Origin of the sequence: Acidovorax sp., from assembly GCF_034519795.1 — a bacterium.
Classification (GTDB): domain Bacteria; phylum Pseudomonadota; class Gammaproteobacteria; order Burkholderiales; family Burkholderiaceae_C; genus Acidovorax.
This window is the reverse complement of the sequence record NZ_JAXHOB010000030.1, coordinates 259,591-281,139: the sequence shown is the minus strand read 5'-3', so window position 1 is coordinate 281,139 and position 21,549 is coordinate 259,591. Positions and strand designations below refer to the sequence as shown.

At 67.9% G+C, this 21,549-nt stretch carries 16 protein-coding genes and 1 riboswitch; of the genes, 8 read left to right on the top strand and 8 right to left on the bottom strand.

The genetic code is table 11. From position 1 onward, the window contains the following. Positions 1–141 precede the first annotated feature (141 nt). From uvrA to U5N23_RS30115, 4 genes are all read left to right on the top strand, one after another. The gene (uvrA, locus tag U5N23_RS30130) at positions 142–6,018 is read left to right on the top strand and encodes an excinuclease ABC subunit UvrA (RefSeq protein ID WP_322596363.1); all 5,877 of its coding nucleotides are present in this window, start codon (positions 142–144) and stop codon (positions 6,016–6,018) included. Positions 6,019–6,241: 223 nt separating this feature from the next. Then, positions 6,242–6,964: a hypothetical protein gene (locus U5N23_RS30125; protein ID WP_322596362.1), complete on the top strand. Its 723-nt coding sequence runs from the start codon at positions 6,242–6,244 to the stop codon at positions 6,962–6,964. A gap of 241 nt (positions 6,965–7,205) precedes the next feature. Continuing rightward, positions 7,206–7,706 carry a hypothetical protein gene (locus U5N23_RS30120; protein WP_322596361.1) on the top strand — a complete coding sequence of 167 codons (501 nt, stop codon included), beginning with the start codon at positions 7,206–7,208 and terminating at the stop codon, positions 7,704–7,706. Between the two features lie 161 nt (positions 7,707–7,867). Beyond that, positions 7,868–8,212: a hypothetical protein gene (locus U5N23_RS30115; RefSeq protein ID WP_322596360.1), complete on the top strand. Its 345-nt coding sequence runs from the start codon at positions 7,868–7,870 to the stop codon at positions 8,210–8,212. 14 nt (positions 8,213–8,226) lie between these two features. Here U5N23_RS30115 and U5N23_RS30110 read toward each other — a convergent pair whose 3' ends face one another. After that, positions 8,227–9,120 carry an SMP-30/gluconolactonase/LRE family protein gene (locus U5N23_RS30110; protein ID WP_322596359.1) on the bottom strand — a complete coding sequence of 298 codons (894 nt, stop codon included), beginning with the start codon at positions 9,118–9,120 and terminating at the stop codon, positions 8,227–8,229. Positions 9,121–9,567: 447 nt separating this feature from the next. Between U5N23_RS30110 and U5N23_RS30105 the strand changes: the two genes are divergently transcribed. Next, positions 9,568–10,536, top strand: a complete 969-nt coding sequence (locus U5N23_RS30105; RefSeq protein WP_322596358.1) for a tripartite tricarboxylate transporter substrate binding protein — start codon at positions 9,568–9,570, stop codon at positions 10,534–10,536. A 234-nt stretch (positions 10,537–10,770) separates the two neighbouring features. Here the strand turns inward: U5N23_RS30105 and U5N23_RS30100 are convergent, their stop codons facing one another. Next, complete coding sequence (locus U5N23_RS30100; protein ID WP_322596357.1) at positions 10,771–11,748, bottom strand: magnesium and cobalt transport protein CorA; 978 nt, start codon at positions 11,746–11,748, stop codon at positions 10,771–10,773. 186 nt (positions 11,749–11,934) lie between these two features. Between U5N23_RS30100 and U5N23_RS30095 the strand changes: the two genes are divergently transcribed. Then, a complete protein-coding gene (locus U5N23_RS30095; protein WP_322596356.1) occupies positions 11,935–12,642 on the top strand; it encodes a TorF family putative porin in 708 nt (235 codons plus the stop codon). Positions 12,643–12,646: 4 nt separating this feature from the next. Here U5N23_RS30095 and U5N23_RS30090 read toward each other — a convergent pair whose 3' ends face one another. The 6 genes from U5N23_RS30090 to U5N23_RS30065 form a co-directional block, all read right to left on the bottom strand. After that, entirely contained in the window at positions 12,647–13,129 is a 483-nt protein-coding gene (locus tag U5N23_RS30090; RefSeq protein ID WP_322596355.1) for a DUF1566 domain-containing protein, read from the bottom strand. A 20-nt stretch (positions 13,130–13,149) separates the two neighbouring features. Further along, positions 13,150–13,959 carry an HAD-IIB family hydrolase gene (locus U5N23_RS30085; protein ID WP_322596354.1) on the bottom strand — a complete coding sequence of 270 codons (810 nt, stop codon included), beginning with the start codon at positions 13,957–13,959 and terminating at the stop codon, positions 13,150–13,152. A gap of 37 nt (positions 13,960–13,996) precedes the next feature. Beyond that, positions 13,997–15,364, bottom strand: a complete 1,368-nt coding sequence (locus U5N23_RS30080) for a hypothetical protein (protein WP_322596353.1) — start codon at positions 15,362–15,364, stop codon at positions 13,997–13,999. 114 nt (positions 15,365–15,478) lie between these two features. After that, positions 15,479–17,107: a peptide chain release factor 3 gene (locus U5N23_RS30075; RefSeq protein WP_322596352.1), complete on the bottom strand. Its 1,629-nt coding sequence runs from the start codon at positions 17,105–17,107 to the stop codon at positions 15,479–15,481. Between the two features lie 129 nt (positions 17,108–17,236). Next, complete coding sequence (locus U5N23_RS30070; RefSeq protein WP_322596351.1) at positions 17,237–18,016, bottom strand: SDR family oxidoreductase; 780 nt, start codon at positions 18,014–18,016, stop codon at positions 17,237–17,239. Positions 18,017–18,089: 73 nt separating this feature from the next. Next, a complete protein-coding gene (locus tag U5N23_RS30065) occupies positions 18,090–18,740 on the bottom strand; it encodes a TetR/AcrR family transcriptional regulator (RefSeq protein WP_322596350.1) in 651 nt (216 codons plus the stop codon). A gap of 78 nt (positions 18,741–18,818) precedes the next feature. On the opposite strand from U5N23_RS30065, the gene U5N23_RS30060 reads away from it, so the two are divergent. Together U5N23_RS30060 and ahcY are read left to right on the top strand one after the other, a co-directional pair. After that, the gene (locus U5N23_RS30060) at positions 18,819–19,910 is read left to right on the top strand and encodes a DUF2855 family protein (protein ID WP_322596349.1); all 1,092 of its coding nucleotides are present in this window, start codon (positions 18,819–18,821) and stop codon (positions 19,908–19,910) included. Between the two features lie 35 nt (positions 19,911–19,945). Then, positions 19,946–20,024: riboswitch (S-adenosyl-L-homocysteine riboswitch) on the top strand. Between the two features lie 74 nt (positions 20,025–20,098). Then, on the top strand, positions 20,099–21,532 hold the full coding sequence (gene ahcY, locus U5N23_RS30055; protein WP_322596348.1) for an adenosylhomocysteinase: 1,434 nt from the start codon (positions 20,099–20,101) through the stop codon (positions 21,530–21,532). Positions 21,533–21,549 lie beyond the last annotated feature (17 nt).

Sequence of the window (21,549 nt, the reverse complement as noted above, 5' to 3'; positions counted from 1 at the left end):
TTCTCTGTTTGCGATCCGGCATAACCCGACGCTGTGACAGGACTTGTCAGCAGATGCGCTCTCAGGGGCTATTGGAGTGCGGCCGGACGGGGCGCGCGGCGGTGCCTAGAATGTCCCGCCTCACCTCGAAAGACTGCTTCCATGACCCAGGGACTGATCCGTATCCGCGGCGCACGCCAGCACAACCTCAAGAACCTGGATCTGGACATCCGCACCGGTGAGCTCACGGTGGTCACGGGCCCGAGTGGCTCGGGCAAATCCAGCCTGGTCTTCGACACCCTGTATGCCGAAGGGCAGCGGCGCTATGTGGAGACCTTCAGCGCCTATGCGCGCCAGTTCCTGGACCGCATGGACAAGCCGGCCGTGGACAAGGTCGAAGGCGTGCCGCCGGCCATCGCCATCGACCAGACCAACCCGGTGCGCAGCTCACGCTCCACCGTGGGCACGATGACCGAGCTCAACGACCACCTGAAGCTGTTGTTCGCGCGCGCCGGCCAGCTGTTCGACCGCGAAACCGCGCAGCCGGTGCGCCACGACAGCCCCGAGACCATCTACGCCGAGCTGCAGCGCCGCTGCGCCGCAGGCGGTGACCCGCGCATCGTGCTCACCTTCCCGGTCGAGCTGCCCGCCAACACTTCGGCCGAGCAGGTCGAGCAGTGGCTGTCGGCCAGCGGCTTCACCAAGGTGCAGGCCGAGCGCGAGCTGGCCACGCCCACCGGCCCGCGCAAGCTGCTCGATGTGGTGGCCGACCGCTTTCGCCTGGGCAATGCCGAGAAGGCGCGTGTGATAGAGGCCATCGAGGTGGCCTTGAAGCGCGGCACCGGGCGGCTCAATGTCTACCGCCTGGCCGATGCGCCCGAGGCCGAGCCCGAACTGTGGCGCTTTTCCACCGGCCTGCATTGCCCCGACAGCGACCTGCGCTACAGCGACCCGATCCCGTCGATGTTCTCGTTCAACTCCGCCGTGGGCGCGTGCGAGACCTGCCGCGGCTTTGGCCGCGTGATCGGGGTGGACTATGGCCTCGTCATCCCCAACGACAAGCTCACCTTGCGCGCGGGAGCCATCAAGACCATCCAGACCCCGGCGTGGAAAGAAGCCCAGGACGACCTGATGCGCCATGCCGAGAGCGCCGGCATCCCGCGCGACACACCGTGGAACAAGCTCACCGAGGACCAGAAGAAGTGGGTCATCGGCGGCACGCCCGGCTACAAGGACGGGCAGTGGAGCAAGCAGTGGTACGGCATCAAGCGCTTCTTCGAGTACCTGGAGAGCAAGGCCTACAAGATGCACATCCGGGTGCTGCTGTCCAAGTACCGCAGCTACACGCCATGCCCCACCTGCGCCGGTGCGCGCCTGAAGACCGAGAGCCTGCAGTGGCGCATCGGCAGCAAGGACGCGGCCGACGCGGTGCTCGAACCCGGCCGGCGCTTCATGCCCGAGGGTGTGCAATGGAGCCGCGCGCAGCTCGAAGCCCTGCCGGGCCTGTGCCTGCACGACCTGATGCTGCTGCCCATCGACCGGCTGCGGCGCTTCTTCGACCGCATCGACTTCGTGGCCGCGGGCGGGCAGGGCAACGAAGGCGATGCCCAGGCCCTGAAGCTGCTGTTCGAGGAGATCACCACGCGCCTCAAATACCTGTGCGACGTGGGCATCGGCTACCTCACGCTGGACCGGCAAAGCCGCACCCTGAGCGGCGGCGAGGTGCAGCGCATCAACCTGACCACGGCGCTCGGCACCTCGCTGGTCAACACCCTGTTCGTGCTCGACGAGCCCAGCATCGGCCTGCACCAGCGCGACATGCACCGCATCACCGAGGCCATGCTGCGCCTGCGCGACGCAGGCAACACCCTGGTGGTGGTGGAGCACGACCCGGCCGTGATGCTCGCGGCCGACCGCATGATCGACATGGGCCCCGGCCCCGGCCGCCTGGGCGGGCAGATCGTCTTCGACGGCAGCACGGCCGACCTGCGCCAGGCCGACACCCTTACCGGCGCCTACCTCAGCGGGCGCAAGCACGTGGGCTTCGGCTTCAAGCGCATGGTGACCGAGGCCACGCCGCGCCTGGTCCTCGAAGGCGCACGCGAGCACAACCTGCGTGACGTGTCGGTGGAGTTCCCGCTGCAGCGCCTGGTCACCGTCACCGGTGTCAGCGGCTCGGGCAAGTCCAGCCTGGTCCAGGACGTGCTGGCCCCCGCGCTGCTGCGCCACTTCGGCAAGGCCACCGATTCGCCGGGCGCGCACGAGCGCATGCTGGGCGCCGACCACCTGTCGGACGTGGTCTTCGTGGACCAGTCCCCCATCGGCAAGACGGCCCGCTCCAACCCCGTGAGCTATGTCGGCGCCTGGGACAGCATCCGCGAGCTGTTCGCCGTGGCACCCTTGTCCAGGCAGCGCAGCTACACGGCGGCCAAGTTCAGCTTCAACAGCGGCGACGGGCGCTGCCCGACCTGCGGCGGCTCGGGCTTCGAGCATGTGGAGATGCAGTTCCTGTCCGACGTGTACCTGCGCTGCCCCGATTGCGATGGCAAGCGCTACCGCCCCGAGATCCTGGAGATCACCATCGAGCGTGGTGGCCGCGCGCTCAACGTGGCCGACGTGCTGGCCCTCACGGTGGCCGAGGCGGCCGAGCTCTTCGCCAGCGACCGCGACGTGATCCGCGCACTGCAGCCCATCGTGGACGTGGGGCTCGAATATGTGGCCCTGGGCCAGCCTGTGCCCACGCTCTCGGGTGGCGAGGCGCAGCGCCTCAAGCTCGCGGGCTTTCTGGCCGAGGCGGCGCGCACGGCCGCCAAGTCGCGCCAGGCCATTGCGCGCAAGGGCACGCTGTTCCTGTTCGACGAGCCCACCACGGGCCTGCACTTCGACGACATCGCCAAGCTCATGCGCGCGCTGCGCAAGCTCATCGACGCCGGCCATTCGCTGATCGTGATCGAGCACAACCTGGACGTGATCCGCGCCAGCGACTGGCTCATCGACCTGGGCCCCGAGGGCGGCGACGGCGGCGGCCTGCTGGTGGCCGAGGGCACGCCCGAGGACGTGCGCCAGCACGCCACGTCCCATACCGGGCAGGCGCTGCGCGACTATGAGCTGACGCTGGGCGCAGGCGGCCACTCGGTGCACGAGAAGGCGGCGGTGCTGCGCAAGCAGCAGCGCCTGGCCCATGCCGGCCAGGCCAATACCGCCAAGAACGCCATCGAGATCATCAACGCCAAGGAGCACAACCTCAAGAACCTGAGCGTGGACATCCCGCGCGGCCGTTTCAACGTGGTGACCGGGGTCAGCGGCTCAGGCAAGTCCACGCTGGCGTTCGACATTTTGTTCAACGAAGGGCAGCGCCGCTACCTCGAATCGCTCAACGCCTATGCGCGCAGCATCGTGCAGCCCGCGGGCCGACCCGAGGTGGACGCGGTCTACGGCATCCCGCCCACGGTGGCCATCGAGCAGCGCCTGTCGCGCGGGGGGCGCAAGTCCACGGTGGGAACCACCACCGAGGTCTGGCACTTTTTGCGCCTTTTGTACGTCAAGCTCGGCACGCAGCACTGCGTGAAGGACGGCGCCGCCGTGCAGCCGCAGACGCCCGAAAGCATTGCCGCGCAGCTGTTGCGCAACTTCCGCGGTCAGCACATCGGCCTTCTGGCGCCGCTGGTGATGAACCGCAAGGGCGTCTACACCGAACTGGCCGACTGGGCGCGCCCGCGCGGCTTCACGCACCTGCGGGTGGATGGCAACTTTTTGCCGACCACGGGCTTTCCGCGCATCGACCGCTTCAAGGAGCACACCATCGAGCTGCCGGTGGCCAGCATCGATGTGTCGGCTGACAACGAGGCGTTGCTGCGCGAATCGCTCGCGCAGGCGCTCACCCACGGCAAGGGCGTGGTGCATGTGCTCAGCAGCCTCGAAGGCCTGCGCGAGGCCATGCTCGCGGGCACGCCCACGGCAGCCATCGGCACGCTGCAGGCCTTCTCGACCAAGCGCGCCTGCCCGGTGTGTGCCACCTCGTATGCCGAGCTCGATCCGCGCCTGTTCAGCTACAACAGCAAGCATGGCTGGTGCCCCGACTGCGTGGGCACCGGCGTCAAGCTGACCAAAGACCAGCGCAAGGTGTTCGACGACTCGGTGCAGGACGACAAGGAAAAAGGCCGCGAGCAGACCTTTGCCGAGCCCGAGGTCGAGGACCTGGCCGACACCGCCTGCCCCGGCTGCCTGGGCACGCGCCTGAACGCCACGGCGCGCGCCGTGCGCTTTGCGGGCATCGGCATCACCGACATCGCCGCCCTGTCGGTCACCGATGTGCGCCGCTGGGTCGAGACCCTGCAGATCGAGGGCGGCATGACCCGGCGCGAAGGCGACATCGCGCGCGACCTGGTGCCCGAGATCAAGAGCCGGCTCGAATTCCTCGAAGAGGTGGGCCTCGGTTACCTCACGCTGGACCGCGGCGCACCCACGCTCTCGGGCGGCGAGGCACAGCGCATCCGCCTGGCGGCGCAGCTGGGCAGCAACCTGCAGGGCGTGTGCTATGTGCTCGACGAGCCCACCATCGGCCTGCATGCGCGCGACAACCAGATTTTGCTCAACGCCCTGCACAAGCTCGGCGACAAGGGCAACACCCTGGTGGTGGTGGAGCACGACGAGGACACCATCCGCCGTGCCGACCACATCATCGACATCGGCCCGAGCGCCGGCAAGCGCGGCGGGCGCCTGGTGGCGCAGGGCAGCGTGGCCGACATCACTGCCGCCGCAGATTCGCAGACCGGCCGCTACCTGCTGCATGCCATGAAGCACCCGCTGCAGTTGCGCCGCAGCATGCTGCCGAGCGAGCTGAGCGCAGCCGACGCTGCCTTGGGCGAGCCCGTGGACGCCCCCAAGGGGCGGCAGAGCGCAGCGGTCAAGAAACGCGCCGCGCAGGCCGCAGCGCTCACGGCACAGGCACTTGACGATGCCAAGGCGCGCGCCGCCATCCGCTGGCTCACCGTGCATGGCGCGCACCTGCACAACCTGCAGAACGTGACGGCCACCGTGCCGCTGCACCGCCTGGTGGCTGTGACGGGCGTGAGCGGCTCGGGCAAGTCCACGCTGGCGCGCGACGTGCTGCTGACCAATGTGCAGGCCTGGGTGCAGCAACGTTCCACCAAGGCCGGGCGCGATGCCATGGACGCCGGCAAGGCCCCGGCCCTGGTGGGTTGCACCGGCCTGGCGGGCTTCGAGTCGGTGGACCGGGTGCTGGAAGTGGACCAGACCCCCATCGGCAAGACGCCGCGCTCCTGCCCTGCGACCTACATCGGCTTCTGGGACACCATCCGCAAGCTGTTTGCCGAGACGCTGGAGGCCAAGGCACGCGGCTATGCCGCCGGGCGCTTCAGCTTCAACACCGGCGAGGGCCGCTGCCCGACCTGCGAAGGCCAGGGCATACGCACCATCGCCATGAGCTTTCTGCCCGACGTGAAGGTGCCTTGCGAGGCCTGCCACGGCGCGCGTTTCAACCCCGAGACGCTGGCCGTGACCTGGCGCGGCAAGAGCATCGGCGACGTGCTGCAGATGGAGGTCGACGAAGCCGTGGACTTCTTCGCCGCCATGCCCAGCATTGCGCACCCGCTGCAACTGCTCAAGGACGTGGGCCTGGGCTACCTCACGCTGGGCCAGCCCTCGCCCACGCTGTCGGGTGGCGAGGCGCAGCGCATCAAGCTCGTGACCGAGCTGACCAAGGTGCGCGACGAGGTGGGCCGCCGGGGCCAGAAGGCACCGCACACGCTCTACGTGCTCGACGAACCCACCGTGGGCCTGCACATGGCCGACGTGGACAAGCTGATCCGCGTGCTGCACCGCCTGGTCGATGGCGGGCACAGCGTGGTGGTGATCGAGCACGACCTGGACGTGATCGCCGAGGCCGACTGGATCATCGACCTGGGGCCCGAAGGGGGCAAGGAAGGAGGGCGCATCGTGGCCGCCGCAGCACCGGAAACGGTGGTGCAACTGGGCACGCACACCGGCGTGGCGCTGGCGCCGGTGCTGGCGCGCTGAAGGGGTTGGGGGGACAGGGAGCGGGTCTCGACAGCGGGGCCCGGGCGGGGACAGGCGGCAAGGGGCATGGCCCACGTGGGCGTTGGGCAGAGTCCTACGGGAGGCGCGGAACTCGGCGCACGTGGCGGAAGAGGGGAAAAACCTACTCTTCGTTTCATGGGTTACGGCGAGAAGGCGCCAAGCCCAAAAGCCCTGATCCACCCCTAACTACCCGCCTACTGCCATGACCTCACACACCCCAACCCTGACTGCACTGGCCCTCGTATCGGTACTGCTCACCGCCTGCGGCGGTGGTGGCGGTGGCGGTGGTAGCGGCAGTTTCAGCACCACCAGTGCCAGCGAAGTGGCCTTCGTTGCCGACCCCGATCCCAGCACCGAGCCTGGTGTTCTGACCGTGACCGATGCAACCATCCCCAGCCTCAACGGCGTCTACGGGAATGGTCAGCTCACGCTGACCGAGGTGTACTACCAGGAAGCCATGGGCGGCAAGCCCGCCACATGCGCCTACAAGTTCATGGGGGCCGACAAGGTGGACGCTACTGCCACTGCCGGCACCACCACGGGCACGGCAGACACCGCAACGGTCGGCGCGACGACCACGCCTGTGTCCATCGTCGGCGCGTCCACCACGCCAGCCGCTGTGGTGGGCAACCTGAGCGCACCGGTCTCGCTGACCGGCGCGACCCTTGATGCGGCTGCCCAGGCAGTTCCTACCGCATCCGGCAAGATCACCTACCGTCCTTCGGCCACCGGCCTGTATTTCGCGTTTCTCACCTTCAACGGCAAGGAATACGCCAGCCTGGACTCCGTGGACACCCTGGTGGACCGCAGTGGCAATCTGGTGCGCTTCACCAGCAAGACCATGGGCGCCACCGATGGATCGACCGACACCCTCAAGCTGACGGCCATCATTCCCCTGCACGCCACCCGCAATGCCAATTGCTGACCCCGGGGCGCACGCAGCTCCTGCGCGCACCGGCATTCGCCGTTTTCCCCCTCGGCCGGTCCTCAATTTCCGACCGGTTCTTCGGCCCGCTTCTCCCTGGGAATCGGGCTTTTTACGCATGGCGCGTGCGCCGCGGTCCTGTAGGCGTCGGTCCTACGCACAGCAGGGGTGTTGGCGCACGCCACCGGCGGGAGCCGGCTCCTACGATGCGGCTTACCCCCATACGAAGAAGCCCATCGCCATGAACTCCCTGCTCAAGACCTGTTCCGCCATTGCCGCCGCCAGCGCGTTGCTCGTCGCCTGCGGTGGGGGCAACAGCGACGACCCCACGCCCAGCAACGAGCCGGGCGTGCTCACGGTGACCAATGCCACCCTGCCTGGGCTCAACGGGGTGTACGGCAACGGGGCGCTCAACCTCACCGAGGTCGACAAGAAGAACCCCATTGGTTCCGTACCCGAGCTGTGCACCTTCCGTTTCGATGGCGCGAACAAGGTCGGCTCCAGCGAAACGGCCTTTGGCGATGTGCGCTACCGCCCCGATGCCACCGGCCTGCACCAGATCTTCGTGACCTTCGCCGGCAAGGAATACAGCAACGGCGACACGGTGGACACGGTGGTCGCGCGTGACAGCAACCAGGTGCGCCTGACCAGCAAGACGCTCACGGCCACCGACGAGTCCGGCAACACCCTGCGGGTCAGCGGCGTGATTCCCATGCGTCCCAACCGTCCCCTGGGCTGCTGACGTCCCCTCCTGGGGGGCGCACCGCTCTTCCTCCCACCTGTTTCCCCCTCGGCCGGCGAGTCCCCTCCCACCGGTCATTGGCCCCGTCCATCCTGGTGATGGGCGGGGTCTCTTTTTTGCTGCGGCGCCGTCACAATGGAGTGGTTTCACCTTCACCATCCATGTCGCCCTTGCCCCCTTCGCCGCCCCAGGTGGTGTGGCTGCAACCCGAGGCGCCGCCCAAGCCGGCGCAGGGCGCGCCCTGCAACGGCTGCGGCCTGTGCTGCCTGGCGGAGCCCTGTCCTCTGGGCGTGCTGGTGTCGCGCCGGCGCACCGGGGCGTGCGCCGCGTTGCGCTGGAGCGATGGCGAGGGCCGCTATCTGTGCGGCATGCTGGCCGACCCCGGCGGGGTGACCGGCTTCACGCACCCCTGGCTGGTGCGCGCCATGGCGACCTGGGCCCGGCGCTCGATTGCTGCGGGGGTGGGCTGTGACGCGCAACTGGACGCACAGCTTCCGCCGCGCTGAACAGGCCCCGGGCGCTACCAGCCTGCTCCGGGGACGTCCACCCTGGTGGTCCAGATCGCGGCTTCGCGCGCAGCCTTGCGCGCATGCTCGGCAAAGTCGGGGGCTGTGCACAGGAACAGGGTCTTGCCGTCCGGCCCGCCCAGCGTGCAGGCGTAGACGCCCATGCCGCCGGTGGAGATCTCGGCCAGCACCTTGCCACCTTCGGCCACGCGCAGCACGCGGTGGCCCAGGGCGTCCGCCGCCCAGACGGCACCCTCGGCATCGAGCGTGGCGCCGTCGGGTGCCACCTTGAGTTGCCCCATCACGGCGGCCAGGTCCTGGCCCTCGGGTGCCGGGGCAAACGTGGCCCAGTCGCGGCGCGGGCCCAGGCTGCCGTCGGCCGCAATCGTGAAGGCCGAGAGCCGGTTGCCCAGCGTTTCCGCCACGATCAGGGTGCCGCCGTCGGGCGTGATCATGGCGCCATTGGGGAAGAACAGGCCCTCGGCCACCGCGCTCACGGTGCCATCGGGCGCCACCCGCGCCAGGCGCGCGGTGCTGACTGCGGCACCGCTCATCAGATCGAAGCCGAAATTGCCCACATAGGCATTACCCTGGGGGTCCACCACCATGTCGTTGGTGTTGGCCGTGGCAATGCCCGACAGGTCCGCGTGCTGCACCAGCGTGCCATCCGGCTCCAGGCGCATCAGTTGGCGGTCGCGCATGGAGACCACCAGCAGGCGCCCATCCGGCAGCCAGCCCAGGCCGGAGGGCTGTCCGGGTACCTCGGTGATCTTCTCCACCTGGCCGGCCATGTCGGTGGCAAGGACCTGGTGGGTGTAGAAGTCCGACAGCCACAGGCGGCCGTCGCGCCAGCGCGGCGCCTCCAGAAAGCTGTAGCCCGATATCAGGGTGGAAAAAGCAGTGGCCATGGTGTCGTGTCTCCTGCGGTCGTTGCGGTTGGGGCCGCCGATCCAGCGGCGCCGTTTATCCTAGACCGCGCGGTGCGCGAAGGTGTCACCTGCGCGCCAGCATGCGGCGCACGGAGCAGTTCGGGAATCCTCCCGGTAGTCGGCGCTACGCAATGGTCATCCAACGGATCAAAAGGTGCTGAAAATTGTCGCGTTGATACTTCGTTGATCGCCGTGAGCAACCGCACTCCCGTGGCTGGAGGCCTTCGACGTGGCGCAGTGCCGCATCCGCCTCACGCCGGACATCGGCATTGCCGAGACCTGCATCCTGCTGTTTACCCACAAGGCGTGACCGGGACTGCAGGATGGAGTGCCACATGCGCGACACCAGCTAGGGGGTTTCCTGCATGCCCATACAGTCGGGACTGCAGTCCAATGCAGGGATCTATGTCTTCCAAGGATTCCACCATGCAACGCCGCCGCAAGATCATCCAGTGGGGTGCCGCCGCAGTGGCCGCGCCCGCTTCTTTGCTGGCCCGTGCCCAGAGCTTTCCGAACAGGCCGATCAAGCTCGTGATCGCCTTCCCTGCAGGCGGGCCCACCGACATCACCATGCGCTCGCTGGCCGACAGCGCCGGCAAGATCCTGGGCCAGCCCGTGATCGTGGAGAACAAGCCCGGCGCCGGTGGCACGCTGCCCGCGCAGCAATTGCAAAGCGCGGCGCCCGATGGCTACACCGTCGCGCAGATTCCGCTGGGCGTGTTCCGCCTGCCTTACACCACCAAGATCAACTGGGACCCGGTCAAGGACATCTCCTACGTCCTCAACGTGACGGGTTACGCCTTCGGCCTGGTGGTGCCCGCCGATTCGCAGCTCAAGAGCTGGACGCACTTCGTCGCCTGGGCCAAGGCCAATCCCGGCAAGCTCAGCTACGGCTCCACCGGCACCATGACCAGCCCGCACCTGACCATGGAACTCATTGCCCAGCAACTGGGACTGGAACTGCTGCATGTGCCTTACAAGGGCAGTGCCGATCTGATGCAGTCCATCCTGGGCGGGCAGATCATGGCGGCGGCCGATTCCACGGGCTTTGCGCCGCAGGTGGAGGCGGGCAAGCTGCGCGTGCTCAACACCTGGGGGGCCGAGCGCCTGGCCAAGTTCCCCGACGCGCCCACGCTCAAGGAGCTGGGGCTCAACCTGGTGCAGAACTCGCCGTTCGGCATTGGCGCGCCCAAGGGCACGCCGGATGCCGTGGTCAAGCGCCTGCACGACGCCTTCAAGAAGGCCATGGAGCAGGAAAGCTACCGCACGGCCCTGGCCCGCTACGACATGGTGCCCATGTACATGAGCACCTCGGCCTACCAGAAGTTTGCGCAGGAAACCTTCGCGCGCGAGAAGGCGCTGGTCGAGAAGCTGGGGCTGGCCAAGCCCTCGTAAGGCTGCGCCGCACCCGAGCAATGCGTACCAACGACACGATGCATTGCACTACTCGCAGCGCATGAAGCTGGCACGCCCAAGGCCAGCGCCCCCGTGCAAGGGCCGCCCCGCCGCACCGGGGGCGTCCCCCTCCCTACTCGCGCAGCGAGTCGAGAGAGGGGTGAAGGTGCGAAGCGACTCAGGGGGTTGTCGTGGTCAAGTCTTTTCGGACATTCCGATAGGGGATGTTGCCCTTCACAGCCAACCGGCCTTTCGAAACCGGTAGTACAGGTAGCCGCAGGCGCTGCCGATTGCGGCCAGCGCAGCGGCATAGCCATAGCGCCACTTGAGCTCGGGCATGTGCTCGAAGTTCATGCCCCAGATGCCGGCGAAGGCCGTGCACACCGCGAACAGGCTGGCCCAGGCCGCCAGGCGTTTGACGACCTCGCCGTCCTCGATGGTCACCATCGACAGGTTGACGTGGATGGCCGTGCCGATGGAGTCGCGGATCGAGTCGATGGAGGCGTTGATGCGGCCCAGGTGGTCCACCACGTCGCGGAAATAATCCTGCGAGGCGCTGCACAGCTGCGGCACGCGCCCGCCGTGCAGCCTGCCCGCGCTTTCCAGCAGCGGCGCCACCACGTGCTTGAGCACGGTGAGGCGCTGCTTGAGCGCGTACAGGCGCTGTACGCTGCCACGTGCCTGGCCCTGGGACGAGAAGATTTGCTGCTCGATGGTCTCCAGCTCGACTTCGAGCGCGTCGATGACGGGAAAGTAGCGGTCCACCACCGCATCCATCAGCGCGTAGAGCACGAAGCCGGGCCCGGTGGTCAGCAGTTCGGGTTCGCGCTCGCAGCGCTGGCGCACGCCGACAAAACCTTGCTCGCTGCGGTTGCGCACCGAGATCACGTAGTTTCTGCCCACGAAGACATTGAGCTCGCCGATGCGCGGCGGCGTGGCGTTCAGGCCATCGATCTCCAGCAGGTGCAGCACCACGAAGAGCGAGTCGCCGTACTCCTCCACCTTGGGCCGCTGGTGGCCATGCTGGGCGTCCTCGATGGCCAGCGGGTGCAGGTGGAAGGCCTGCTGCAGCTCGGCCAGTTCCTGCTCGGTAGCATCGTGGAGGGCCACCCAGACGAAGCAATTGGGCAAGGCGATGTGCTCGCCGATCTCGCCGACGGGAATGTCGGCAAGCTTGGTTCCGTTTTCGTAGACAACGCAGTTGATCAGCACGCAGACCTCCGGGCGCAGGGGGGATGGCAATGATCTTGCCATTCCATCGCGTGCCCCTGCATGCGCGCGGGCGCTTGGGCCGCATTTCTGGCAAAAGCTTTACGCCAGGTGCTGAAGTTTTTATGCGGTCTTTATGGATGACTGCCTACGCTCATGCCCCTGTCCATCTGCGTTTGATTGCAAGCCATGAAATTTCCCCGCACCCCTTTCGCTGTTGCCCTGCTGACCGCGTTTCCCCTGCTGGCCAGTGCCCAGCTCACCGCCAACGTCAGCCTGACCTCCAACTACAAGTTCCGTGGCCAGGACCAGGATGTCTCCAAGGCCCGGGCCGTCAAGCCCGCGATCCAGGGTGGCTTCGACTACGCCTTCGGCGAGTCCGGTTTCTATGTCGGCAACTGGAACTCCAGCGTCGACTGGCTGCCCCGCAACTCCATCGAATCCGACATCTATGGCGGCTACAAGTTCAAGGCCGGCGGCGCCGACCTGGACGTGGGCCTTCTGACCTACATCTACCCCGGCAACAGCAACGGCAACACCACCGAAGTCTATGGCGCCGCCACCTTCGGCCCCGTGACGGCCAAGTACTCGCACACGCTGTCCAAGGACTACTTCGCCTATGCCGGCACCGGCTTCCAGGGCCGCAACACCGGCTACCTGAACCTGGCGTTCGCGCAGGAAGTGATGCCCAAGGTCATGCTCAAGGCGGCCGTGGGCTACACGCGCTTTGGCGGCGACATCGCTGCTCCCAACTACATCGACTACAGCGTCGGCGGTGCCTATGACTTCGGTTCGGGCCTGTCCCTGGGTGCTGCCGTGGTCGGCGCCAACAAGAAGGACTACTTCGGCCCCGTCAACCAATCGCGCGTGATCGTCACGCTGAGCAAAACCCTGTAGATCTTCAGCGTCGCAAGAGGCGTGCCGGCATGTGGTTCAGCTTGAGCGCCATGTTGGCCCGGCCTTCGCCGAAGTGCACCAGCCAGGCGTGCGTGATGCGGCTGTTGGCCTGGCTCGCGCTCCAGAACCAGGTGGGGGGCGTGTCGGGAAACGCCTCGGTGTCGATGGCGGGGTGGCTGCGCGCCCCGTCCACCAGCGTGTGCAGTTCGCGCACCGTGGGCAGGCGCCAGCCCGCCTGTTGCGCGGCGTGTTCCCCCGCTTCGATCTGGGTAAAGGCCTGGGGCGCGCCTGTGCAGTTTGCGCCGGTCCACTGCATGCCCTCGGCGCAGCGGCGCCAGGTCAGGCCGGTGCTGCGGTCGTGCACCTCCTGGCCGCCCGCGCGCACGGAAAAGCGGGCCGGCGTGTACTGCGTCGTGAGCAGGTAGAGGCCCAAGGCGCCCACCCCCATGGCGAGCCATACCAGGGCGAAGGTGTTGCGCCGGGACATGTGCGCAGCGGCCTGGCCTGTCAGGCGGTGGCCGCCATCCCTGCGAGGATGCGTTGCGCCACCTCGGCAAAGCCGGCACCCCGCTCGCCCTCGGTCACATAGCGTGGCAGGTGCGCCAGTTGCGGCACGAAGCGCGCAATGTTGGCCACGCCCACGCTGTGCGCGAAGTGCTGGAACATGAGCTGGTCGTTGGTCGAATCACCCACGTAGACCCAGCGGTCGATCTCGGCATCGAGGTCGCGGCCGAACAGCTCGCGCACGATCCAGCGGGCCCCTTCGAGCTTGTTGTGTGCGCCAAACCAGCCATTGATGTGGATGCTGCTCACCGTCGCGTTCATGCCGGCCGCGCGCATGCGCTGCACGGCCGCGTCGATGGCGCCCTGCGGCAGCTGGGTGAACTCGCTGTGGTCGATGGCAATGTCGGTCTCGCGGCCAGGGGAGTCCGTGGCGCGGCCGGCCCCCGGCACCTCGCGCTCCACCTGTGCCAGGACCTCCTGCATGCGCGCATAGTTGGCCGTGCGGGTGGGGCCGTCTTGCTGGTAACTCTTGGCGAGTGTCGGACCCGCAGGGCCCTCCACGCGGCGCAGCGCCACGGCACCGTTCTCGGCCACGATGGCGTCGACAGGCCAGCTCAGCGCAAAGGGCTCGCTCCAGCCCACGGGGCGGCCGGTGATGGGGATGACGTGCAGGCCTGCGGCGCGCAGCGCGCCCAGCGCCTCCAGCGCATCGGGTGTGATGGCGCCGTCGGTGGTCAGGGTGTCGTCGATGTCGGTGAAGACACCGAGCAGAGGAGGGGTGGCTGCAATGTGCCAGTGGGTCAGGGGATGCATGAAGGCGGAAGCAAAAAATGGGACCGGCGTAGCCCGGTCAGAACAGCAGGTCCAGGATGCGGTCGATCAAGGCGATGGCGAGGACCGTGACCACGAAGTAGCCGATCGACAGAAGGGTCCGGCGGCGGTCCTGGCGGTTGGCAGCGGTGCGGTAGATCCAGGCCGCCACAGGCGGCAGCACGATGGGGACCAGGATGGCCAGGCCCATCATCGGGATCACGACAAAACCGCCCCAATTGTCCGCCGTGTTCATGGTCCGCGCCGATTGGAAGACCTGGTAGGCCGGGATGGCCAGCGCAATGAACAGGGCGACCGAGGCGGCCGCTACGCTGATGTAGCGGGCCATGGCGACATACACCGCCGCACCGGCGAGGAGGGCCCCCCACCATTGCAGGGCGGCCCAGCGCTCGCGCTCGCGGGCCTGGTTGGCGGTGGCTGCCTTGGCCGCGCGCGCCCGGGTCTCGCGGGCTTGCGCGGCGCAGGTTCCGCGTTGCTCGCACGACGCATTGGCGGCCAGGAAGCTGCGCAGCGCGTCCTGCCGGGGCTGCGCGAGCGCGGTAACGATCGCTTGCCGCTCGGATTCCCGGTCGAGCGCGTCGGACCGGATGCGCAGCCGCCCCTGTTGCTGGGCGGCGAGGAGCACCGCGCCCGCGTCCCCTGCGGCAGCTTGCAGCGCCGGACCGCGGCACAGGTAGGGCTGGGCCTGGTCGGGCACCAGGGGGGCTTTGGCCTGGTAGCGGGGGGTCTCGCAGGCCATCGACCAGGCGGGTGGGGCGGCTTGGGTCGCCGCCGGCCCCGGCAGCAGCTCGAGTTCGAACGGGCCCAGGGCCAGCGCCCTGCTGCCCGTGTTGCGCAGTTCCACCAGGGCGAAGACGCCGGGTGCTGGTGCCACGCCTGAGGTCGGGCTGGCGGTGGGTGCTCTGGCGTTGTCGCGCAATGCCCAGACGCCGGGGCGCAGGCTCACCAGGCGCTCCCGCAGGCTGCCGATCTCGTCAGGCAAGGGCACGCTGGCCTCGGGCAGTGCGATGCGCAGCTGGCGGGCGAGCAGGGCGTTCCACCAGGCCCTGGCATCACGGGCGCGGGCCGTGCTGTCTGGTGAACCGACGGACCCGATGGCCTGGCCCAGGGTTTCGGTCGCCGGGGCGAAGTTGCCTGCCGGTTGCAGGCTGGCCAGCCAGCGCAGCAGCAGGGCCTGGCGCAGGGCGGCAGCCTCGCGGGGACGGTTCAATGCCTCCAGCGCCTGGGGCCAGTGCATGGACTCGACGGGCGGGTCGCCGACCGGCATGTTCAGGATGTCCTGAACGAGCGGGATTTCCGCGCGTGGTGCGGCGGGCTGCCTGGCGCCGCTGCGGAGCGGGTCTGCCACGGCGATGGTGCAGCCCAGCCCCAGTGCGACCAGGAGCATGAACCGACGCAACAGCAGGCCTGCCGCCCGTCCACGGAGCGCCGGCCGTGCTATCGGGGGCTGGGCGTGCCGCATGGAGGGACGATGGCCGCGAGATGGTTGGGAGAAAGGGGCTCAGCCCGCGCTGCCCAGGCTCAGCCCGGCGTGTTCGCGCAGCGGGTGGAAGTGGATCTTGGGAAAGCGCTCCTGCGCCAGCCGCACGTCGTAGGGCGAGGTGCACAGGTAGGCCAGCGCATTGGCCGCGTCGTGCGACAGGCGCATGGGGTAGGCGTCGGTGAAGGCGCGCAGGTCGGCCGGGCTGTCGGCGGTGATCCAGCGGGCTCCGGTGTACTGGCAACCTTCCAGGCGCACGTCAGCGTCGTATTCGGCGCGCAGGCGGTGCTGCACCACTTCGAACTGCAGCTGGCCCACGGCGCCCAGCAGCATGGGGCCGCCCACGTCGGGCTTGAAGACCTGGATGGCGCCTTCCTCGCCCAGCTGGGCCAGGCCCTGCTGGAGCTGCTTGGTGCGCAGCGGGTTCTTGAGGATCACGGTCATGAACAGCTCGGGCGCGAAGAACGGCAGGCCGGTGAACTGCAGGTTGGCGCCATCGGTGATGGTGTCACCGAGCTGCACGCCGCCATGCGTGGTGAAGCCGATGATGTCGCCCGCATAGGCCTCTTCGACCGCCTCGCGGCGCTGGGACATGAAGGTCACGACCGAGGTGGGGCGCAGTTCCTTGGCGGTGCGCTGCACCTTGAGCTTCATGCCGGGTACGTATTTGCCCGAGGCCACGCGCACGAAGGCGATGCGGTCGCGGTGGTTGGCGTCCATGTTGGCCTGCACCTTGAAGACCACGCCGGCAAAGCCCTCGTCCTCGGGCTGGATGGTCTTGACCACGGGCTGCTTGTTGACCTGCAGCGTGCTTACGCGCGGGCCGGGGGGCGGCGCCATGTCCACCAGGGCGTCGAGCACCTCCATCACCCCGAAGTTGTTCACCCCGGAGCCGAAGAACACGGGCGTCAGCTTGCCAGCCAGGAAGGCCTCGTGGTCCCAGGCGGGCGATGCGCCCACGGCGAGTTCCATGCTTTCGAGCGCTGCATCGAACTCGGCGCCGAAGCGCGTGCGCAGCGTGGTTTCGTCCGACAGCGGGATGGCCTCGAAATCCTGCGGGCGGCGCTCGCTGCCGGATTCGAACACCGTCATGGTCTTGGTGCGCAGGTTGATGATGCCGCCGAAGGCCTTGCCCTGGCCCACCGGCCAGGTCATGGGGCAGCAGGGCATGCCCAGCTCGCGCTCCACTTCGTCCATGATGTCCAGCGGGTCGCGCACTTCGCGGTCCATCTTGTTCACGAAGGTGATGATGGGCGTATCGCGCTGGCGGCAGACCTCGATCAGGCGGCGCGTCTGCGCTTCCACACCGTTGGCCGCGTCGATCACCATCAGCGCCGAGTCCACGGCGGTGAGCACGCGGTAGGTGTCCTCCGAGAAGTCCTTGTGGCCGGGCGTGTCGAGCAGGTTGATCACGTGATCGCGGTACAGCATCTGCATGACCGAGGAGGCCACCGAGATGCCGCGCTGCTTTTCGATCTCCATCCAGTCGGAGGTAGCGTGGCGGCTGGCCTTGCGGCCCTTGACGGCACCGGCGATCTGGATGGCGCCCGAGAACAGCAGCAGCTTTTCGGTCAGCGTGGTCTTGCCCGCGTCGGGGTGGGAAATGATGGCAAAGGTGCGGCGGCGCCGGGTTTCGGGGGCGTAGGACACAGGGAATTCCAGGGAAGGGGGTGGGCAGCTCGCTGCGGCAGAGGCCTGCGGCAGTCGGCGCGGCAGGCGCTCACGCGCCCGGATCCGCCGATTTTACCGGGCGAGCGCTTCCCCGTCTTCGCAAGTGCCTCAACCGCCTGTCTGCGCCTGCGCGTGGCGCGCATACATCTTCTGCATGCCGCCCAGCCAGCGCTCGTAGTCCTGGCCCTTGTTGCGAAAGTACTGCGCCACCTCGGGGTGGGGCAGCACCAGGAAGCGCCCGTCCTGCATGGCGGCCAGCACGTCGCTCGCCACCTGCTCGGGCGGCAGGATGCCGTCGTGCGAGGCCGAGCCGCCATCGCCCGTGACCATGGCGGTCTGCACCGACTGCGGGCACAGGCAGGCGACGCCCACGCCCTTGCGGCCATAGGCGATGCGCAGCCACTCGGCAAAGGCTACGGCCGCATGCTTGGTGACGGCATAGGGGGCGGACTCGACGATGGTCAGCAGCCCGGCGGCCGAGGCCGTGACGAGGAAGAAGCCCTCGCCGCGCTCCACCATCTCGGGCACCACGGCGCGCGCCGCCCAGACATGGGCCATGCCGTGGATGTTCCACATCGCGTCCCACAGCGGGTCTTCGAGCTCGATGCCGCCCGGACGGCCCAGGATGCCGGCGTTCGAGATGTAGGCGTCCACGCGGCCGTAGCGCTCGCGCGTGGCGGCCACCAGGGCCTGGATGTCGGCCTCGCGCGCAACGTCGCAGCGCACCGCCAGGCCACCGATCTCGTCGGCCACGGCCTGGGCCGCCTCCAGGTGCAGGTCGGCCACGACCACGGCAAGGGCGCCCTCCTGTGCAAAACGCCGCGCGATGCTGCGGCCGATGCCGCTGGCGCCGCCGGTGACGATGATGACCTTGTCCTTCGGGTCCATGGGTGCTCCTTCTTCGGTGAGGGCGCCAGTGTGGAGTGCCACGCCAAGCGCAGCAGCCGCGCAGGTGACAGGTTCAGCGCGGCGGATTCGCCGCCTGCAGGATGGCCGCGCAGCACAACTGCTCCACGCCATCGGCCCATTGCCGCATGGCCGCCGGATCCAGCTGGAGCAGCAGCACATAGCGTCTTGCGCCCCAGGCCGACAGGTGCAGTGCCTGTGCAAGCTCCGGCGCCAATGGCTGGGGCAGGTCGGTACAGGCGGCCAGCACCCGGCCCCAGGCGGCGACCAGCTCCTCGTGCGCGCGGCGGTGGTGGTGCGGTTCGGCCATGGCGCCTTCCAGCGCCAGCATGTCGGGGTGGAAGGTCGGCAGCTCGGGCGCATCCACGCCGCAGACCAGGCGCACCAGGTGGTGGATGCGTTGCTCCCAGGGCAGGCCGGTGGGCTGCACGGCCTCGCGGTCGATGGCTGCGAGCAGGGTTTCGAGGCAGTGGCGCACATAGCCCGAGAGCAGGGCCGTCTTGTTGGGGAAATAGTCGTACAGCGTGCCCACGGCGATGCCGGTTTCCAGCGCCACGTTGCGCGTGGTGAGCCTGTCCCAGCCATCGCGCTGCCAAATCCGAACAAAGGCGTCGTAGATGGCCTGCACGGTGAAGCGGGCGCGGGCCTGGCGTGGCCTTTTCAATGGCCTGGCAGCCGCTGCGGGGCTGGCGGGCGGGGTCTTCATCGGTTTCCGAACCCGCTGCGGGGCCCGGCGCCATACAGTGATCGCAGCGCATTTTCACCACCGACCCAGAGACACACCATGACCATGCAGACCCGCCTGTTGACCGACAAGAACGCATTGAATCACACCCGCACCGATCAGTTGACCCTGGCGCCGCTGCAGCCCGGCGAGGCCCTGCTGCGCGTGGACCGTGTGGCCGTCACGACGAACAACATCACCTATGCCGCCTTCGGCGATGCCATGCAGTACTGGGAATTCTTTCCCACCGGCGAGGCGGGCTGGGGCCACATGCCGGTCTGGGGCTTTGCCGAGGTGGTGGCTTCCGACGTGGAGGGCGTGGCCGTGGGCGAGCGCTTCTACGGCTACTGGCCGATCGCCAGCCATCTGCGGATGCAGCCCGTGCGCGTGACGGCGCGGGGCTTCTACGACGGTGCGGAGCACCGCCAGGGCCTGACATCGGCCTACAACCAGTACACGCGCACCAGCGCCGATCCGGCCTACCGCGCCGCCGACGAGAACTGCCAGATGCTGGTGCGGCCGCTGTTCATCACTTCGTTCATGCTGGCGGACTTCCTGCAGGACAACGGCTTCTTCGGCGCGCGGCGCCTGCTCTTCTCCAGCGCATCGAGCAAGACGGCCTATGGCACAGCGTTCTGCCTGGGAGGGCAGGAGGGCATCGAGCAGGTGGGGCTCACCTCGGCGCGCAACAGTGCCTTCGTGCAGGGGCTGGGCTGCTACCAGGGCAGCGTGGCCTACGGCGAACTGGAGACACTGGACGCCAGCGTGCCCACGCTGTACGTGGATTTCTCGGGCGACGAGGACCTGCGCGCACGGGTGCACCGGCACTTCGGTGATGCGCTGGTCTACGACTGCTACGCGGGATCGGCCCAGAACACGAATTTCCTGCGCGACACCGCCTTGCCTGGGCCGGCGCCGGTGTTCTATTTCGCGCCGGTGCAGATCCGAAAGCGCAATGCCGACTGGGGCCCCGAGGTGGTGAACCAGAAGTTCAACGCCGCGCAGCGCGCCTTCATCGACCGCATCAGCGATGCCCGCCGGCCCTGGATGCAGGTGCGGGAGCACCAGGGATTTGCGGCGGCGCAGGCACTGGTTGAAGACCTGCATGCCGGTCGCATCGACCCGCAATTGGGCCACGTCGTCGTTCTGTAAGCGCCTGGGCCCGGGCCTTTTACTTATAATGCGCGCATCCGAGGAGCGTTGCAGCGTCCCCAGCACTGGCGGGGCGTGAGGCTCGGAGTCATCTAGCAACGACGCTCATCCACTTATCGTGTGGTGAGCCTTCCGTCTCATCCCCGCGCGGCAAGTGGTTTTTCAAACATGCTTTGGAGCACACCATCATGAACGCACGCGTCAACGCCCCGGTCAACACCGACTGCATCATTGCCGACATCGGCCTGGCCGCCTGGGGCCGCAAGGAAATCCGCATCGCCGAAACGGAGATGCCCGGCCTGATGGCCATCCGCGAGGAATTCGCCGCCCAGCAGGCCTTGAAGGGTGCCCGCATCACCGGCAGCCTGCACATGACGATCCAGACCGCCGTGCTGATCGAGACGCTGCAGGCCCTGGGCGCCGACGTGCGCTGGGCTTCGTGCAACATCTTCTCCACGCAGGACCACGCCGCCGCCGCCATCGCCGCCACCGGCACGCCGGTGTTCGCCATCAAGGGTGAAACCCTGGCCGAATACTGGGACTACACCCACCGCATCTTCGACTTCGGCCCCGCCGGCAGCGAAGGCGAAGGCCCCAACCTGATCCTGGACGACGGCGGCGACGCCACCTTGCTGATGCACCTGGGCCAGCGCGCCGAAAAGGACGCATCGCTGCTGGACAACCCCACCAGCGAAGAGGAAACCTGCCTGTACGCCTCCATCAAGGCCAAGCTGGCCGTGGACCCGACCTGGTACACCCGCAAGAGCGCCCAGATCATCGGCGTGACCGAAGAGACCACTACGGGCGTGCACCGCCTGAAGGAAATGTCGGCCAAGGGCAGCTTGCTGTTCCGCGCGATCAACGTCAATGACTCGGTGACCAAGAGCAAGTTCGACAACCTGTACGGTTGCCGCGAGTCGCTGGTGGACGGCATCAAGCGCGCCACCGACGTGATGATCGCCGGCAAAGTGGCCTGCGTGGCCGGCTACGGCGACGTGGGCAAGGGCAGCGCCCAGGCCCTGCGCGCGCTGTCGGCCCAGGTCTGGGTGACCGAGATCGACCCCATCAACGCCCTGCAGGCCGCGATGGAAGGCTACAAGGTCGTGACCATGGAATATGCCGCCGACAAGGCCGACATCTTCGTCACCACCACCGGCAACAAGGACGTGATCACCCACGATCACATGAAGGCCATGAAGGACCAGGCCATCGTCTGCAACATCGGCCACTTCGACAACGAGATCCAGGTCGCGTCGCTGGAGCAGTACGAGTGGGAAGAGATCAAGCCCCAGGTGGACCACGTGATCTTCCCGGACGGCAAGCGCATCATCCTGCTGGCCAAGGGCCGCCTGGTGAACCTGGGCTGCGGCACGGGCCACCCGAGCTTCGTGATGTCCAGCTCGTTCGCCAACCAGACCATCGCCCAGATCGAGCTGTTCATGCACAAGGACCGCTACGAGAACGGCCAGGTCTATGTGCTGCCCAAGCACCTCGACGAAAAGGTCGCACGCCTGCACCTGAAGAAGGTCGGCGCCATGCTGACCGAGCTGTCCGACGAGCAGGCCGCCTACATCGGCGTGTCCAAGCAAGGCCCTTACAAGCCCGACACCTACCGCTACTGATCGGCTGCCGTCGCCGG

Coding starts and splice junctions, on each gene's coding strand:
- uvrA (WP_322596363.1), top strand. CDS start 142: ATGACCCAGGGACTGATCCGTATCCGCGGCGCACGCCAGCACAACCTC.
- U5N23_RS30125 (WP_322596362.1), top strand. CDS start 6,242: ATGACCTCACACACCCCAACCCTGACTGCACTGGCCCTCGTATCGGTA.
- U5N23_RS30120 (WP_322596361.1), top strand. CDS start 7,206: ATGAACTCCCTGCTCAAGACCTGTTCCGCCATTGCCGCCGCCAGCGCG.
- U5N23_RS30115 (WP_322596360.1), top strand. CDS start 7,868: ATGTCGCCCTTGCCCCCTTCGCCGCCCCAGGTGGTGTGGCTGCAACCC.
- U5N23_RS30110 (WP_322596359.1), bottom strand. CDS start 9,120: ATGGCCACTGCTTTTTCCACCCTGATATCGGGCTACAGCTTTCTGGAG.
- U5N23_RS30105 (WP_322596358.1), top strand. CDS start 9,568: ATGCAACGCCGCCGCAAGATCATCCAGTGGGGTGCCGCCGCAGTGGCC.
- U5N23_RS30095 (WP_322596356.1), top strand. CDS start 11,935: ATGAAATTTCCCCGCACCCCTTTCGCTGTTGCCCTGCTGACCGCGTTT.
- U5N23_RS30090 (WP_322596355.1), bottom strand. CDS start 13,129: ATGTCCCGGCGCAACACCTTCGCCCTGGTATGGCTCGCCATGGGGGTG.
- U5N23_RS30085 (WP_322596354.1), bottom strand. CDS start 13,959: ATGCATCCCCTGACCCACTGGCACATTGCAGCCACCCCTCCTCTGCTC.
- U5N23_RS30080 (WP_322596353.1), bottom strand. CDS start 15,364: ATGCTCCTGGTCGCACTGGGGCTGGGCTGCACCATCGCCGTGGCAGAC.
- U5N23_RS30070 (WP_322596351.1), bottom strand. CDS start 18,016: ATGGACCCGAAGGACAAGGTCATCATCGTCACCGGCGGCGCCAGCGGC.
- U5N23_RS30065 (WP_322596350.1), bottom strand. CDS start 18,740: ATGAAGACCCCGCCCGCCAGCCCCGCAGCGGCTGCCAGGCCATTGAAA.
- U5N23_RS30060 (WP_322596349.1), top strand. CDS start 18,819: ATGACCATGCAGACCCGCCTGTTGACCGACAAGAACGCATTGAATCAC.
- ahcY (WP_322596348.1), top strand. CDS start 20,099: ATGAACGCACGCGTCAACGCCCCGGTCAACACCGACTGCATCATTGCC.